The organism is Kushneria sinocarnis (assembly GCF_003633775.1).
Classification (GTDB): Bacteria; Pseudomonadota; Gammaproteobacteria; order Pseudomonadales; family Halomonadaceae; genus Kushneria; species Kushneria sinocarnis.
Genome location: NZ_RBIN01000002.1, coordinates 110,083 through 126,227, shown reverse-complemented (window position 1 = coordinate 126,227; position 16,145 = coordinate 110,083). Strand labels below are relative to the sequence as shown.

Annotated in this window: 10 protein-coding genes and 5 tRNA genes; 12 read left to right on the top strand and 3 right to left on the bottom strand. The window is 64.3% G+C overall.

The window, feature by feature from the left end:
- Positions 1–45: 45 nt before the first annotated feature.
- Positions 46–2,502, bottom strand: a complete 2,457-nt coding sequence (gene plsB, locus C7446_RS03155) for a glycerol-3-phosphate 1-O-acyltransferase PlsB (protein ID WP_121171216.1) — start codon at positions 2,500–2,502, stop codon at positions 46–48.
- Positions 2,503–2,628: 126 nt separating this feature from the next.
- Here plsB and C7446_RS03150 point away from each other — a divergent pair, with 126 nt between their 5' ends.
- Entirely contained in the window at positions 2,629–3,762 is a 1,134-nt protein-coding gene (locus tag C7446_RS03150) for a phospholipase D-like domain-containing protein (protein ID WP_121171214.1), read from the top strand.
- Position 3,763: 1 nt separating this feature from the next.
- Here the strand turns inward: C7446_RS03150 and C7446_RS03145 are convergent, their stop codons facing one another.
- Positions 3,764–4,450: a YecA/YgfB family protein gene (locus tag C7446_RS03145; RefSeq protein WP_121171212.1), complete on the bottom strand. Its 687-nt coding sequence runs from the start codon at positions 4,448–4,450 to the stop codon at positions 3,764–3,766.
- Positions 4,451–4,590: 140 nt separating this feature from the next.
- On the opposite strand from C7446_RS03145, the gene C7446_RS03140 reads away from it, so the two are divergent.
- The 3 genes from C7446_RS03140 (at position 4,591) to C7446_RS03130 (ending at position 8,166) form a co-directional block, all read left to right on the top strand.
- A complete protein-coding gene (locus C7446_RS03140; protein ID WP_121171210.1) occupies positions 4,591–5,106 on the top strand; it encodes a SprT family zinc-dependent metalloprotease in 516 nt (171 codons plus the stop codon).
- A gap of 176 nt (positions 5,107–5,282) precedes the next feature.
- Entirely contained in the window at positions 5,283–7,241 is a 1,959-nt protein-coding gene (acs, locus tag C7446_RS03135) for an acetate--CoA ligase (protein ID WP_121171208.1), read from the top strand.
- A 259-nt stretch (positions 7,242–7,500) separates the two neighbouring features.
- Entirely contained in the window at positions 7,501–8,166 is a 666-nt protein-coding gene (locus tag C7446_RS03130; RefSeq protein ID WP_121171206.1) for a response regulator, read from the top strand.
- A gap of 60 nt (positions 8,167–8,226) precedes the next feature.
- Here C7446_RS03130 and C7446_RS03125 read toward each other — a convergent pair whose 3' ends face one another.
- Complete coding sequence (locus C7446_RS03125; RefSeq protein WP_121171774.1) at positions 8,227–12,207, bottom strand: hybrid sensor histidine kinase/response regulator; 3,981 nt, start codon at positions 12,205–12,207, stop codon at positions 8,227–8,229.
- Positions 12,208–12,534: 327 nt separating this feature from the next.
- Between C7446_RS03125 and ttcA the strand changes: the two genes are divergently transcribed.
- From ttcA to C7446_RS03085, 8 genes are all read left to right on the top strand, one after another.
- Entirely contained in the window at positions 12,535–13,416 is an 882-nt protein-coding gene (gene ttcA / locus C7446_RS03120; RefSeq protein WP_121171204.1) for a tRNA 2-thiocytidine(32) synthetase TtcA, read from the top strand.
- Entirely contained in the window at positions 13,406–14,152 is a 747-nt protein-coding gene (locus C7446_RS03115) for an alpha/beta family hydrolase (protein WP_245977637.1), read from the top strand. Before ttcA ends, C7446_RS03115 begins: the two co-directional genes overlap by 11 nt.
- Before the next feature lie 42 nt (positions 14,153–14,194).
- A tRNA-Val gene (locus tag C7446_RS03110) sits at positions 14,195–14,270 on the top strand.
- A gap of 25 nt (positions 14,271–14,295) precedes the next feature.
- Positions 14,296–14,372, top strand: a tRNA-Asp gene (locus tag C7446_RS03105).
- A gap of 31 nt (positions 14,373–14,403) precedes the next feature.
- Positions 14,404–14,480, top strand: a tRNA-Asp gene (locus C7446_RS03100).
- A gap of 29 nt (positions 14,481–14,509) precedes the next feature.
- Positions 14,510–14,586, top strand: a tRNA-Val gene (locus tag C7446_RS03095).
- A gap of 36 nt (positions 14,587–14,622) precedes the next feature.
- Positions 14,623–14,699 (top strand) — tRNA-Asp (locus C7446_RS03090).
- Between the two features lie 305 nt (positions 14,700–15,004).
- A complete protein-coding gene (locus C7446_RS03085) occupies positions 15,005–16,108 on the top strand; it encodes a threonine aldolase family protein (protein WP_245977636.1) in 1,104 nt (367 codons plus the stop codon).
- Positions 16,109–16,145: the final 37 nt, after the last annotated feature.

Genomic DNA, 16,145 nt, shown 5'->3' with positions numbered 1-16,145 from the left:
TCGTATCGTCTGATGCTCCCCGTATCGGGGCCCTTGCCGGTCGCGTTACGAGTCGGCTGTGCCGTTCGGGGTGGCGCTTGCCGTCAGCTGGGTCAGCCGATGACGCAATGCGGGATCGAACAGCAGCCGACTGCGTTGCAGGGCACCGGTCAGATGCTGATCGAAATGCAGGTGGCCGTGCTCGTCATGCCATAGCCAGCCCTGCTCCGTCAGGCTATCGAGCAGCCCGCTGAACAGGCGCTGATCGTAGTACTCCGGAGCATTGAGACCCTGCAGCAGCGTCAGCCGTTCGGCCAGCTGACGGCTCTGTGCGGCCAGGGTATCGCGATCGAATGCTCCGGACGGGTAACGCATCAGCGTGGAGAGCAGCAGAAATCCCCGCTCCAGGGTGGGCTGAATGATCCGCCCCAGCAGGTGCAGGCGTTCGCGGGCTTCGGTATGGGCGGCCGGGCGCTGCCATGTCGTGCCGTCATGGGTCAGCAGCCCCTCGCCGGCAAATGCTTCCAGCAGCCGGGCCAGCCGGGTGTCATCGAGCTCGCTGTCACCGAGAAAGAGCTCCTGACGCAGGGTGGGCCAGGCCGGGGCGATCAGTTCGTGCAGTGCAGTGGTCTCAAGGCGCTCGTTGTTGCGAAAGGCGAAGGCCACCAGGGCGTGGGCAGCGAACAGATGCAGGATGTTGTTGCGATACCAGGTCAGCAGCGTGGCCCGCTCATCGGGAGCGGTCGTCAGCGTACCGAGTGATTGCTCGACCTGTTCGATCATGCCGAGCCCGACACAGTGCTCGACCCACTGCTGCGGCTCGCCCTGTGGCAGTCGCACCCGTTCGCCGCCGGGCGCATGACGCTGCAGCGCCACCAGCGTGTCGAGCTGGCGATACAGCAGGGTGGTTTCGATGGTGCGATGGGAGGTGCCCAGCAGTGCCGTGGCTACCAGTGCGACCGGATTCAGCGCGGCCGCGGCGTTGATGCGCGAAGCGAGTTCAAAGCCCAGTGCCGGCACCACCTTGCGCCGCCAGGCCTCGGGCTGTTCGGCGGATTGACGGCGCCAGTCGGGGGAGTGGTCATCCAGCCAGGCGCCCAGGGTGAGCGGTTGGCCGAAACTGACGTGTACCTGCCCGAACGGCTGGCGCAGATGGCGCAGGACGCGCAGCAGCCGTAGCGGGCTCTCGCGGCGCTTGTGGCCGGTGCGCAGTTCGCGCATATAGGCATTCGATTCCAGTACCTTTTCATAGCCGATGTAGACCGGCACGAAGGTCAGCGCGCGCCTGTGATGATGCTGCCAGGAGTCGACCGTCATGGAGAGCATGCCCGGCTTCGGTGGCAGCATGCGACCGGTGCGTGAGCGCCCGCCCTCGATGAAGTATTCAACCGGATGCCCGGCCAGCAGCAGCTGGTGCAGGTATTCGTTGAATACGGCGCCATAGAGGCGATTGCCACGAAAGCTGCGTCGCATGAAGAAGGCACCGGCACGACGCAGCAGCGGGCCGATCAGGGGCATGTCGAGATTGCGTCCGGCAGCAATGTGCGGTGCCATCAGGCCATGCCGATAGAGCAGCCAGGAGAGCAGCAGGTAGTCGATGTGGCTGCGGTGGCAGGGCACGTAAACGAGTTCGTGACTGCCGGCGAGGGATTCGACCTCTTCCATGCCGTAGACCCGAACGCCGTCATAGAGCTGCTGCCAGAGCCGACCCAGCAGCCGGTAGAGCAGTCGCAGGACCGGTGGGGACATGTTCGAGGCGATTTCGAAACCGTAGCGCAGCGCGCGTCGCTCGATGCCGCGGCGGGGTTGCTGCTGCTCGGTGGCGGCGGCATCGATGGCGGCCGTGACATTCGGGCGATGGATCAGTCGCCGTACCAGGGTACGCCGGTGCGAGAGGTCGGGACCGATGGCCTGGCGCCGGGTGCGATGAAAGCTCCGGCGCAGCAGGCGTTGAATGCGGGGTACCGGGTCGCGGCCGGTCTCGACGTAGCGGGTGAGCGGTGCGCGCAGTGCCAGTGGAGTGTCCAGCCGGGCTTCGACAGCGCGGGCATTGCACGCCATGGCCAGCAGCCGGCGCAGACGGCTGCCCAGCGTCCAGCCGTCCGCGGTCAGCAGCCGCCACAAGCCGCCTGCCTCCCGCTCCGGCATGCGCCCCCAGAAGATGGTGACCGGCACCAGCCGAATGTCCTCGCCGGGGGCATGGGCGGCTGCCTCGAGCAGGCGCGCCAGCGAGCGCGTGTAGTGCTTCTGCCTGCTGTCACGATAGAGTCCGTGCAGGGTGCCATGCCGTTGTCCCGAGAGCACGATCCGGCGATCCGGGTCGGGCAGGGCGTGACGGCGACACAGCAGACGCAGGGCCAGGCGGTCGGAGAGGGCAGGGCCCTGCAGTACATAGACCACCGGTGAGCCCTCATGGGCCCGGGATTCGGGAAGCGGGTCGATGCTGCGAAAGCGAATCAGTGGTGCCAGCAGGGCCGTCGCGGCGCGAACGGCGCCCCGGCGCAGGCGCAGTGGTAGATGCATCAGGCCCTCGCAGAATCCGGCCGGGTGTGGGGGCCACGCGCAGGGCGGCGACGGCGAGACGGGTTATACTCGCCGGCTGCTGCCTCCCACGGGGGGATGGAAGAAGCCGGAACGGGAGAGAGCCGGATGAGAGAGCCATGGCGCGATGGCAATGTGCTGACCCTGTTGCCGGAAGCCCGGCGTTTCCTGCCGGCCCTGTTCGATGCCATCGAGGCGGCCGGGCACGCCATCGATATCGAGCTGTATGCCTTCGAGGACGGTGTGCTCGGCGAACGCATGATGGCCGCGCTGGCGCGTGCTGTCACGCGGGGGGTGCGCGTCAGGCTGCTGCTGGATGCCTGCGGCAGCTGGCCGCTCTCCACGGCCAGCCGGCGTCGACTGCTCGAGAGCGGCGTCATGCTGCGATTCTTCCATCCTCTTTCACTGCGCCATCTCAGTCGTTTCATTTCGCGCGATCACCGCAAGCTGGTCGTCGTGGATGAACGCCTTGCCTTCACCGGCGGCTTCGGCATGACCGATCAGTTTCTCAATGCCTGGTTCGATGTCGCCGTGGCGGTACAGGGTCCCTGTGTAGCGGACTGGCAGGCCCTTTTCGAACGGGTCTGGCACTCGCGTCCGGTCCATTCGCCGCGTGGCCTGCGGCCTCCCCGGCCGGCGCCGGTGCAGCCGGCCGGGCGGGGCGATGGCATGTCAGCCCTGAACGGGATGCGCGGGCGCGTGGTCTGGGGACAGGGTTATCGCTATCAGGCCATCCGGCGCTCGCTGCATCATCATGTCAATACCGCGAAGCGGCGGATCTGGCTGTGCACCCCCTATTTCGTGCCCACCCGCAGCCTGCGCCGACTGCTGCGGCGTGCGGCGCGTCAGGGGCTGGATGTCCGCCTGCTGCTGGCGGCGCGTGATCACGATCATCCCGGTGTCCGCTATGCCGGCCAGCGCTTCTATGCCCATCTGCTGAGGGATGGCGTGCGCATCTTCGAATTTCAGCCCGCCTTCATTCATGCCAAGTTCGGTCTGTGTGACGACTGGTGCACCATCGGCTCCTGCAATTTCGACCACTGGAGCCTGCAGTGGAACCTGGAAGCTAATCAGGAAGTGGAGGACCCGGCGTTTGCCGGGGAGCTGGCCGCCCTGTTCGAACACAACTTCCGGCAGAGTCGCGAGGTCACTTTGGAGCAGTGGCAGCAGCGTTCGCGCTGGCAGCGGCTGCGGGAGTGGTGCTATGGCACGCTCGACGCCATGATCACCCGTCTGCGCTGAATCAGCGTCCACGCCGCGGTGACCGGGACTTGCCTGATCGGCTGGTATTGCGGGAGCGACCGGCCGGTTTGCCTTTCCCGCTGCCTTTGCCCGCGTCCTCGGGCGGCGCCCGATAGAGCAGGTAGAGATCCAGGGTCAGTTCGGGCAGCTGCTCGGCCAGACGGGTGGCTTCCCGGGGATCGCGGCCCACGGCGGCCAGCTCGGGGTCCTCTTCATCGAACAGGCCCGAGAGGATCATGAAGGGCAGCAGCAGTTCGGCGGCCTGATCCTCATGGCCCTCGAACCAGGCGGTTTCATCGCTGAAGACGCCCTCCATGAAGCCGGCACACCAGAGGCGCACCGGATGCTCCTGGTCGGATTCTTCCTCGCTCATGTCGAGATCGAAGGGCAGATCGGGAACATCGCCGGCCTCGAATGCCCGGGTAGCGTTGATACACAGCTGGTCGAGGGCGGATTCGATCTCCTGCTGCTGGCCGGTGTCATCGAATTCCGCAGCAGTATCGAAGACCGCGGCCAGTCGGTCGTTCCGTTCGGCCGGCGCCACGGAGATGGCCTGGGCAATCATGTAACCATGGGCGCCGAACAGATCGAGGGCCTCATCGCTGACCCGCTCGGAATCCAGGAAGTCATACAGCAGATCGAGCTGGTCATCATCGAGCAGCGGATACGGCTGGGGCGTCTCGGCCATGAGTGCGGCTCCGGTTGTCGGCACGTGTGGTGCTTTACGTTCAACGGCGTGCCCCGCATTCTATCATTTCGCGATACGGCTGCCGCGTTTGCGATGCATTGCGGCATGGACGATGACATACAGGCAGGTAAAGGCGGGACATGGCAGAGATAAGCGATGAACAGCTGCAGCAGCGGTTGCTGAGTCGTACCGAGCGCTGCTGGCAGCTTGCCCGTTCGCACCATCCCGGAGTGCCGTGGCCACGCATCTGGTTCGACCTGCGTGGTCGCAGCGCGGGTCAGGCGCACTACCGACGCGGCGGTCTGCGCTTCAACATGACGCTCTATCGTGATCAGCCGGAGGCCTTTCTCACCGAGGTGGTGCCGCACGAGATGGCCCACTGGGTGGTCCATCACAGCATACCGTATCGGGTCCGTCCGCACGGGCGTGAATGGCAATCGGTCATGCGTGAAGTGTTCCGGCTGCCGCCGCGCGTGACCCACGCCTTTGATACCTCGCAGGCAACCCCCACGCCCCACGGTTATCGCTGTGACTGTGAGCAGCTGCACCGCTTTACGGTACAGCGTCATGCGCTGGTTCGCCGCGGGCGCCGTTATCGCTGCCGCCACTGTCACGGCGTACTGCGCTATCAGGGCCGCATTGACGAGCCGGCCTGACAGGAGCCGGCAGTGGCTGCCGCCATCCCGGCGATCAAGTCGCTGTTTTGACGGCACAAGCCCCGAAGATTCGCGACCAAGGTCTAATGGGAGGGGCCCGGGTCTATCCGGCTATCCTGATCCAGTTAGGCGAATTCCGACTGCCCGATGCGGGCATCCATACTGGAGGGGCAGCCATGACCGAGAGTGTCAGTAGTGCCAATGCGCAGCGTCATTCGATCGACCCGGATATTCGCTCGCGGGCCTGGCTTGACGAGTCGCAGTACCAGGAGATGTACCAGCGCTCGATAGAGGATCCCGAAGGTTTCTGGCGCGACCAGGCGAAGACACTGGCGTGGTTCAGGGAGCCCGAAACCATTTCGCGAAGCACCTTTTCCGCTACCGGTACCGACATCCGCTGGTTCGAGGATGGCACGATCAACGCGGCGTGGAACTGTCTGGATCGGCATCTCGAAACGCGCGGTGATCAGCCGGCCATCATCTGGGAAGGCGATGAGCCGGGCGACACGAAGACCCTGAGATTTCGCGAGCTGCACGGCCGGGTCGGACAGTGCGCCAATGCGCTGAAGTCGCTGGGTATCGGTCGCGGTGATACGGTGACCCTCTACATGCCGATGGTTCCCGAGGCGGCCATTGCGATGCTGGCCTGTGCCCGGATCGGGGCACTGCATTCGGTGGTGTTCGGTGGTTTCTCGCCGGATGCGCTGGCCGGGCGCATTCAGGACTCCGGCTCACGGGTGGTGATCACTGCCGATGAGTCGGTCCGCGGCGGCAAGCACATTCCGCTCAAGGAGAATGTCGACGAGGCCCTGAGCCGTGAGGGCACGGAAATCGTCGAGCATGTGCTGGTGGTCCGCCGGACCGGTGGCGACACCGCCTGGCATGATCGGGACCGCTGGTATCACGAGGTGGTCGACGGTCAGTCCAGGGAGTGCCCGGCCGAGGAGCTCGGCGCGGAAGAGGGCCTGTTCATCCTCTATACCTCGGGCTCGACCGGCAAGCCCAAGGGGCTCAAGCACACCATCGGCGGCTATCTGCTGTACACCTCGCTGACCCATCGCTACGTGTTCGATTATCACGATGGTGACGTGTACTGGTGTGCCGCCGATGTCGGCTGGATTACCGGGCACTCCTATATCGTGTACGGGCCGCTGGCCAACGGCGCGACCACGCTGATGTTCGAGGGCGTGCCGAGCTACCCCACACACGGCCGGGTCGGCGAGATCATTGATCGCCACGGCGTCAATATCCTTTATACCTCGCCGACCGCGGTACGCGCGCTGATGGCGCACGGGGAGCACATCATGGACTCGAGTTCGCGCGACTCGCTGCGCATGCTCGGCAGCGTGGGTGAGCCGATCAACCCCGAGGCCTGGTCCTGGTTCCATCGCGTGGTGGGTAACGGGCGCTGCCCGATCATGGATACCTGGTGGCAGACCGAAACCGGGGGGCACATGATCACGCCACTGCCCGGCTTTTCCGAGATCAAGCCCGGGGCTGCCATGAAGCCCTTCTTCGGTGTCCGGCCGGCACTGTATGACAACGAGGGCAATCGGCTGGAAGGCGAGGCCTCGGGCAATCTGGTCATCGAGGCCAGCTGGCCCGGACAGGCCCGTACCATCTGGCACAATCACGAGCGCTTCGAACAGACCTACTTCTCCATGCATGAGGGGGTCTATTTCACCGGTGATGGCGCCCGGCGCGATGCCGATGGCGACTACTGGATCACCGGCCGGATCGATGATGTGCTCAATGTCTCGGGGCACCGGCTGGGCACGGCCGAAATCGAGTCGTCGCTGGTGGCTCACGAGGCGGTAGCCGAAGCGGCAGTGGTCGGTTACCCCCATGACGTCAAGGGACAGGGCATCTATATCTATGTGACCCTGAACGACGGCGTGACCCAGAGCGAGGAGCTGCGCCGGGAGCTGATCAGCCGGGTGCGTCACGACATCGGTCCGATCGCGACACCGGATATCATCCAGTGGGCGCCCGGCCTGCCCAAGACCCGTTCCGGCAAGATCATGCGTCGTATCCTGCGCAAGATCGCTTCCAACGAGCTGGAAGGGCTGGGGGATACCAGCACGCTGGCTGATCCCTCGGTGGTCGAGGAGCTGATCGAGCACCGGCATCAGTAGAGCACCGGCAGCGAAATGCGATAATAATACGAGTCTCAGGCGGGCCATGGCCCGCCTGTGTCGTTTGCAGCATCACTGCGACCAAAGGCCTGGTTATCCTTTGGTATTCAAAAGGCACTGCGGTAGTATGCGCTGAAGGCGTGACAATCTGACGCACCCCGCGGCGCCGATGATCCGGTCGGCCGCACACTGACAGGCGGCTCCATAAATACAGCGCTGATACCCGCGTCGAGGTGTGACAGGGTTTGGAGGAGACTGCATGGCGTTTGCCCAGAAATTCATTGTCGCCGACGATCATCCGCTGTTCCGGGCGGCCCTGACGCAGTCACTGCGTCAGGTGGCGGCCAATGCAGAGATCGTCGAAGCCGATACCATGGAGGCGACACTGGACGCGGTAACCCGGCATCCCGATGTCGATCTGATTCTGCTGGATCTGCGCATGCCCGGCGCGCATGGCTTTTCCGGCCTGATCCAGCTGCGGGGGCAGATGCCGGATATCCCGGTTGCCGTGATCTCGGGAAGTGAAGAGGTGCACGTGGTGCGCCGTGCGATCGACTACGGCGCCTCGGGTTTCATTCCCAAGTCGGCCTCGCTGCCGGTCATCTCCGATGCCATCGGCGAGATTCTCGAGGGTGAGGTCTGGCTGCCACCGGAAGTGGCCGACGCGCTGGGGGAAGGAAACGAGGAGGAAGCGAAGTTTGCCGAGGCGATCGCTTCACTGACACCCCAGCAGTTTCGTGTGCTCAACATGCTCACCGAGGGCCTGCTCAACAAGCAGATCGCCTATGATCTGAATGTGTCCGAGGCGACCATCAAGGCGCACGTGACGGCCATTCTGCGCAAGCTGGGCGTACACTCGCGCACCCAGGCGGTCATCGCCGCCCAGAAGCTGGAAGTGGACCCACCGAAGATCGAAGAGGGGTAGCCGCTTTCCGCTATCAGGTCCTGCAGCGCCCGCTGGCATCAGCCACCGGGCGCTCTGCATTCACGGGGCCTGATCGTCCTCGCCGATGTGACTGTCCGGCGCATGGCGCCGCGCCTGCAGGGTGCGGGTCAGCAGGGCGCGCAGGGCGGCCGGCCGTACCGGCTTCATCAGCAGGTGATAGCCGGCGCGCTTGACCTCTTCGGCGACCTCATCGGTACGATCGGCGGTGATCACGATCCCCGGAACTTCCGAAGAGAAGCGTTCCCCCAGCGCCTCCAGCGCCATCAGGCCGGTGATCTCGTTGTCGAGATGGTAGTCGGCGAGAATGGCGTCGGGATCGCCATCGAGATTGCGCAGTACCGATTTGCTGCCGCCGATCGAGGTGGCGGTATACACCTCGCAGTCCCAGCCCTCCAGCATCGCCTTCATGCCCTCGAGCGTCATGGTCTCGTTGTCGATGCAGAGCACCCGCGCTCCCTTGAGCTTGTTGCCGGCCCGATGTGACCGGGTGCTGTCGCCCTTGCCGGTTTCGGCACGCTGACCACGCTGCCAGGGGACGGTCAGCGAGAAGACGGTGCCGTGGCCCATCCAGGAGCGGATGGCAATGGGGTGTTCGAGCACCCGGGCCATGCGATCGGCAATCGACAGCCCCAGTCCCAGGCCCTTTTCGCTCTCCCGGTGGCGGGAGGTCTGGTCGAGCCGGCGGAACTCCTGGAAGATCTCCTCCTGCTTGGCTTCGGGGATGCCCGGTCCGGTATCCCAGACCTCGATCGATAGCCGTTCGCCGCGCCGGCGACAGCCCAGCAGCACCCGGCCCTGCTGGGTGTAGCGCAGCGCGTTGGAGAGGAAGTTCTGCACGATGCGCCGCAGCATCTGCGGGTCGCTGTCGACCATGGTATTGGTGCCGACCACATCCAGGTCGAGACCGCGGTCGGCGGCCATGACCTCGAATTCGGCCCGCAGCGGCCGGAAGATTTCCTCCAGCGCAAACACCTGGCGCCGGGGCGTCAGGGCGCCGGAGTCGAGCTTGGAGATATCGAGCAGGGTACCCAGCAGTTCCTCGGCGGCCTGCAGCGAGTTGTCGATATGCTCGAGGGTGCCGGCGTGTTCGGTTTCCTCGAGCCGCTGGGAGAGCGCCGAGGTGAACAGCCGCGCCGCGTTGAGTGGCTGCAGCAGATCGTGACTGGCAGCGGCAAGAAAACGGGTCTTGGAGGTGTTGGCGGTTTCCGCGACCTGCTTGGCCTGGCGCAGGGCGCTTTCGGCTTCCGCGCGCACTTGGTTCTCCTGCCGCAGCGCCTCGTTGACCTTGGAGAGGGCCTGGGTGCGTTCCCGCACGCGCTCCTCGAGGTGCTCGTTGGTCTCCTGAAGGGCGATCTCGGCCAGCCGGCGTTCGGTAATGTCCTGGTAGAGGGCGAAGAAGCCGAGGACCCGCTGGCCCTCCCGGAAATGCGGGGTGTAGGTGGCCAGCAGATAGCGGGTGCCGCCTTCGCCGTCGGCCATCGACAGTTCCCACGAGACCCGCTCGCCCGCCAGTGCCCGCAGCATCCAGGGGGCCCGCTCGCGCCACATGGCCGAGCTCATGACCTCCTCGGCGCGCTTGCCGATGGCATCCAGCCGGTCGATGTCCATGACCGATTCATAGGCGCGGTTGGTAAAGAGGTAGTGGCAGTCGCGATCAAAGTAGGCGATCAGCGCCGGCACGTTGTCGGTATAGATGCGGATGTTGTTTTCCGAACGGATCAGGGCCTCTTCGGTGCGCTTCTGGCTGGTGATGTCCTGATAGGTATAGACAAAGCCGCCGCCGGGCATCGGGTTGCCCTCGACATCGATTACCGTGCCGTCCTGACGGTAGCGCTGGTAGTGGTGGGGCTGACCGGTACGGATGTTGTCGATCAGCAGATTGACATGCTCCTCGGGGTCACCGGGCCCGTACTCGCCCTGGTGGGCGTTGTAGCGGAAGATGCGGTCGATCGGCACCCCGACCCGGATCAGGTTGTCGGGAAAGTCGAAAAGCTCGAGATAACGCTGATTCCAGACCACCATCTGCAGGTTGTGATCCACCACCATGATGCCCTGGGCGACATTCTCGATGGTGGCCTGCAGCAGCGCGCGATTGAACTCCAGCACCTGGGAGGCTTCATCGACGATCGACACCACATCCGAAATGGCCACGTCCCGGCCGGACAGCGCCGAGTTCACCACGATGCGCGCCGAGGAGGCGCCGATCGCCGAGGAGAGCAGCCGCTCGCTGAACTGGATGAGGTCGATGGAGGCCGGCGAGCCGGGCGTCAGTGCCTGCTGGTTCTGGCTGGCATAGCGTTCGAAGGCGCGTTCGACCTGCTCTTCGCTGAGAAAGCGCTTGCACAGGTTCTGCAGATCGCCGACCGAAGTGGAACCGCGCCAGGGGCGATTGATGGAAGTCTGGCGGGTTTCGACGCTATCGACGAACAGCGAGGCCTGGATGCGCTCCACGACGCGCTGTTCGGTGAGCTGGGAGATGAAGATGTAGCAGAACAGGTTGGCGCCCAGCGACAGCAGCACGCCATGAGTCAGCGGCCCGCCCAGGGAGAGGCCGAACAGGTTGAGCGGACTGAGCAGGGTGATACCGAAGGGGCCACCGGTGACCAGTGTCTCCGGCATCAGCCCTGCACGCGCCAGTGCCGGCACCAGCAGCGTCCAGCTCCAGATGGCAAAGCCCAGCGTCATGCCCACGCTGACGCCCAGCCGGTTGCCGCGCTTCCAGTACAGGCCGCCGATCAGCGCCGGGGCCAGCTGTGCCAGCGCCGACAGTGACAGCCAGCCCAGCGCGGCGAGCGTGCTCGACTCCGCGACCAGTCGATAGAAGAGATAGGCCAGCGCCATGATCAACACCATGATCAGGCGTCGTGCACGCAATACCCACTGGGCGTAGTCGCCGCGGTGCGCGTCGAACCACTTCAGCCGCAGCAGCAGCGGGATGACCAGCTCGTTGGAGAGCATGATCGCCAGGGTGACGCCGGCCATGATGACCATGCCGCTGGCGGCCGCGAAGCCGCCAACGAAGGTGATCAGGGTCAGCCAGTGGCTGCCGGTGGCCATCGGCAGATGCAGGATCCACTCATCGGGGCTGATGCCGGAGTTGCCGAACAGGCTGATGCCGGCGCTGGTCAGGGGCAGGACAAAGAAGCCGGAGGCCAGCATGTAGAGGGGAAACAGCCAGCGTGCCCGGGCGCTGTCATCGCCGTGGGTGTTCTCCAGTACCGTGACATGAAACTGGCGGGGCACACAGAAGACCGCCAGCATCGCCAGCAGGGTCTGGGTCCAGAAGCCGTGACCGAAGGTGGTTTCGTTGAACTGCCGGTCGAGATCGAGCGCGGCCCAGGCACGCTGGCTGAGATCGTCAAGGCCGTTGAACATCCCCCAGGTGATGACCATGCCCAGGATCAGAAAGGCGGCCAGCTTGACGATCGACTCGAAGGCGATGGCCTGGATCAGCCCCTCGTGATGCTCGGTGGCATCGGTATGCCGGGTGCCGAACAGGATGGCGAACAGGGCCATCAGGATGGCGACATAGAGGGCGGTATCCCCGAGCAGGGGAGAGCGCACCATATCGTTGTTGACGGTCAGTACGGTGACACTGGCGGCCATCGCCTTCAGCTGCAGGGCGACATAGGGTAGGGTGCCTACCAGCGCGACCAGACTGGTAAAGGCGGCCAGGGCCTGCGACTTGCCGTGGCGCGAGGCGATGAAGTCGGCAATCGAGGTGACGTTCTGGCGCTTGGCGACCCGGATCATCTTGGCCAGAATCGGCCAGAACAACAAAAAGGCCAGCACTGGGCCGATGAAGATGCTGGCATAGGGCAGTCCGGCATCCGCCGCCTGGCCGACGCTGCCATAGAAGGTCCAGGAGGTGCAGTAGACCGCCAGTGCCAGACTGTAGACCATCGGTCGTCGCTGGACGGGACCACGCAGGCGAGCACGCCGATCCCCCCACCAGGCGATGAGAAACAGGGCAGCGATGTACCCGATCGATATCGCTACCAGCAGCCAGCCCTGAAACATGATGCTCTCCCCGTAACCCGGCTCCATTGTAATCGATTGCACTCCGGTGCGTTCGCGGGTGTGGTCTGCCGCTGCCTACCGGGCAAGGAAACGTTGCGATAAGTATCACATCACGGCCGGCCTATCATAGGCCGGTTACCGGTTGCCGGTTGCCGGTTGCCGGGAAAGTGGGGGATGGAGCGCCGGATGCCACCTTCAGTCCGTCACGGGGGGCCGCGCTTCGGGCCGCGGCGCTTCTGCCGTGCCGGGCTGCGTTGCCTGTCGCACCCGTCGGGCGGGCGATGATAGAATTGCCGTCCTTTTTGCAGCCCATATCAGACCGACACCATGCAAGAGCTGACCCCGCAACGCACTGCCGCCGAGCAGGGCAGGAGCAAGCGCGAATTCGACAAGCTGCAGAAACGGCTGCGTCGCCTGGTAGGCAATGCCATCACCGATTACGGCATGATCCATGACGGTGATCGGGTCATGGTCTGCCTCTCCGGTGGCAAGGACTCCTACACCATGCTGGAAATCCTGCGCAATCTGCAGCGCAATGCGCCGGTCGAGTTCGAACTGGTGGCCGTCAACATGGACCAGAAGCAGCCGGGCTTTCCCGAGCACGTACTGCCCGAGTACCTGGATGCTGCCGGCATCGAATATTACATCATCGAGCGCGATACCTACTCGATCGTCAAGGAGAAGGTCCCCGAGGGCAAGACCTACTGCGGGCTCTGTTCGCGCCTGCGCCGCGGTACCCTCTACGGTTTTGCCGAGGAGATCGGGGCGACCAAGATCGCATTGGGCCATCATCGCGACGACATGCTCGAGACCCTGTTTCTCAACATGTTCTTCGGCGGTACGCTGAAGTCCATGCCACCCAAGCTGCTGTCCAATGACAATCGCAACATCGTGATCCGGCCGTTGGCCTACTGCAGCGAGCAGGACATCGCCGATTTCGCCGAGGCGATGGCGTTCCCCATCATTCCCTGCAATCTCTGCGGCAGCCAGGAAAACCTGCAGCGTCAGGTGGTCAAGGAGATGCTGGGGGAGTGGGACCGCAAGCATCCGGGGCGGATCGAAACCATGTTCAAGGCGATCACCAATGTCGCGCCCTCGCAGCTGGCCGATCGTGAGCTGTTCGATTTCGAGGGGCTCGAGGCGCAGCGTGAAGCGCTCAATCGCGGCCGTATCGATGCGGTCGACCTGACGGACCCCGATGCCTCCTGAGCAGACCGGGGCGCTCCCGATCTCTGCAGACGCGTTCGGCGACTATCTCGTGACCGGCCGGGCCGGCATTGACTGGTTCGATGTCGAGGACCATGGCCGTGTCCGGGTCAGTGGAGTGGCCCGCTGTGGTCGGCTGCTGCTCGCTCATGGCGCCGGGGCCGGCCCCGAGCATGCGCTGGTAAGTGCGCTTGCGGATGCACTGGCTGCAGAGGGCATTCAGTGCATCGCCATCGAGTTTGCCTATCGCGCCCGAGCAAGGGCAGTCGGCAAGCCTCATCCGCCGCCCCGTATCGATCGTCTGGTGACTCCGTTTGCCGCCTGGACCGCGCTGATGCCTGCCGGTACCTGGTGGGGCGGTCGCTCGATGGGTGGCCGGGTGGCATCGCTGCTGGCCGTCGAACAGGCATGCCCGGGACTGCTCCTGTTCGCCTATCCCTTTCATCCCCGGCGCAAGCCACAACAGTTGCGTCTCGACCACTGGCCACGGCTTCAATGTGCCACCCATGTCTTTCAGGGCAGCCGCGATCCGCTCGGCAGCCGGGAAGAGGTGGCCGGCTACCGGCTGCCGGGGAATGTCAGCCTGCACTGGCTGGAGCAGGGTGACCACGACTGGCGTACACCACGCGGCCATGACATGAGTCAGTCCGGACTGGTAGTGCAGGCTGCAGCGGCGGCGGCTCGGGTCATGGAAGAGGCTGCCCGGCCCTGTCAGGGGCAAGTTGCTGGCAGGGATTGACTTTGGTGCTGTGGTCGGTAGAATGCAGCGCCACGTGACCGAGGGTGGTTAGCTCAGCTGGCAGAGCACCGGCCTTACAAGCCGGGGGTCACAGGTTCGATCCCTGTACCACCCACCATCACGTAGAAAGTGCTGTCGTCAGCGGACCGGTAGTTCAGTTGGTTAGAATGCCGGCCTGTCACGCCGGAGGTCGCGGGTTCGAGTCCCGTCCGGTCCGCCATTACGAGAGTCTTTCGTCCGTTATCGATCGGGGACCGGTAGTTCAGCTGGTTAGAATGCCGGCCTGTCACGCCGGAGGTCGCGGGTTCGAGTCCCGTCCGGTCCGCCACGTCGATATCGGTAATTACATGACTGCGGGGGTGGTTAGCTCAGCCGGTTAGAGCACCAGCCTCACATGCTGGGGGTCACAGGTTCGAGTCCTGTACCACCCACCATTATCGAAAGGGAAACAGCCCGCTCGGTAATGATGCGGACCGGTAGTTCAGCTGGTTAGAATGCCGGCCTGTCACGCCGGAGGTCGCGGGTTCGAGTCCCGTCCGGTCCGCCACTTTCAGACTCCGCAGCCATCGGCCGATAACGGCCCGAGACATCAGGCCCCGTGATCCCACCGGATCACGGGGCCTTTTCTTTGCAGTTCCCTTGTCCCACCGAATGCTTTCGCGAAGAGGCAGGCCTCGGCTGGCGCTTGGCTGTAGCGCACGCATGACGGGCCTGGCAGGCCAGGGAGGCACGAGGGGGCAGCAGTCCCGCGCGTCGTATCGAACCAGGAAATGCGCCCGGGGGACTTGCGTCCTGATGCCAACCGCCGTAATGCTGTAAATACACAGCATGACTACAGGCGGAAGCGGTAACATGTCGAAAACAATCGCCCAGGATGATCTCCTGGCTGCCGGAGAGCGCGTCATGGCGGAGAGTCAGCCGCGCTTTCTGGCCAGTGACAATACCTCCGGTATCTGTCCGGAAGCGATGGAAACATTGCTGGAAGCCAATGCCTCCGATGATCTGGCCTACGGCAACGATCGCTGGACGCAGCTGGCCAGTGACCGTTTCAGGGAACTGTTCGAAACCGATTGCGAAGTCTTTTTCGTCTTCAACGGTACGGCAGCCAATTCGCTGGCGCTGGCCTCGATGTGCCAGTCCTACCACAGCGTGATCTGTCATCAGCTGGCGCATATCGAGACCGATGAGTGTGGCGGTCCGGAATTCTTTTCCAACGGTTCCAAGCTGCTCAATGTCGGCGGTGACAACGGGCGCATCACCCCGTCGGGAATCGCGACGACCGTGACCCGGCGGGGCGATATCCACTACCCCCGACCGAAGGTGGTCTCGCTCACCCAGGCGACCGAGGTCGGTACCCTCTACAGCCTTGATGAGCTGCGTGCCATCCGGGAAGTGGCCGATCGCTACGAGCTGAAGATCCACATGGATGGCGCCCGGTTTGCCAATGCCTGCGCGGCACTGGAGTGTTCGCCCGCCGAACTGAGCTGGCGCAGCGGGGTTGATGTGCTCTGCTTCTCCGGCACCAAGAACGGTCTGGCCTTCGGCGAGGCGGTGATCTTCTTCGATCGGCGGATGGCCGAGGACTTCGAGTATCGCTGCAAGCAGGCCGGTCAGCTGGCCTCCAAGATGCGCTTCATTTCCGCACCCTGGCTGGGGCTGCTTGATAGCGGAGCCTGGCTGGACAATGCCCGGCATGCCAATGCCATGGCTTCCCGGCTCGCCGAAGGTCTGAAGGATGTCGAGGGTGTTGAACTGATGTTTCCGGTACAGGCCAACAGCCTGTTTCTGGAGCTGCCGAGCCGGGTTCAGCAGACCCTGCGCGAGCGCGGCTGGACCTTTTATACCTTCATTGGCGAAGGCGGCGTGCGTTTCGTGTGCAGCTGGAATACCTCACCGGAACTGATCGATGCGCTGCGCGATGACATCATCGCGGCGCTGGCATCCTCCGGCCGATGATGGTATGGCTGATGAGAGGGCAGCAGCGAACGACTGG

Bases quoted from the DNA above. Each gene is read 5' to 3' on its own strand.
- plsB (WP_121171216.1), bottom strand. From the start codon at position 2,502: ATGCATCTACCACTGCGCCTGCGCCGGGGCGCCGTTCGCGCCGCGACG.
- C7446_RS03150 (WP_121171214.1), top strand. From the start codon at position 2,629: ATGAGAGAGCCATGGCGCGATGGCAATGTGCTGACCCTGTTGCCGGAA.
- C7446_RS03145 (WP_121171212.1), bottom strand. From the start codon at position 4,450: ATGGCCGAGACGCCCCAGCCGTATCCGCTGCTCGATGATGACCAGCTC.
- C7446_RS03140 (WP_121171210.1), top strand. From the start codon at position 4,591: ATGGCAGAGATAAGCGATGAACAGCTGCAGCAGCGGTTGCTGAGTCGT.
- acs (WP_121171208.1), top strand. From the start codon at position 5,283: ATGACCGAGAGTGTCAGTAGTGCCAATGCGCAGCGTCATTCGATCGAC.
- C7446_RS03130 (WP_121171206.1), top strand. From the start codon at position 7,501: ATGGCGTTTGCCCAGAAATTCATTGTCGCCGACGATCATCCGCTGTTC.
- C7446_RS03125 (WP_121171774.1), bottom strand. From the start codon at position 12,207: ATGTTTCAGGGCTGGCTGCTGGTAGCGATATCGATCGGGTACATCGCT.
- ttcA (WP_121171204.1), top strand. From the start codon at position 12,535: ATGCAAGAGCTGACCCCGCAACGCACTGCCGCCGAGCAGGGCAGGAGC.
- C7446_RS03115 (WP_245977637.1), top strand. From the start codon at position 13,406: ATGCCTCCTGAGCAGACCGGGGCGCTCCCGATCTCTGCAGACGCGTTC.
- C7446_RS03085 (WP_245977636.1), top strand. From the start codon at position 15,005: ATGTCGAAAACAATCGCCCAGGATGATCTCCTGGCTGCCGGAGAGCGC.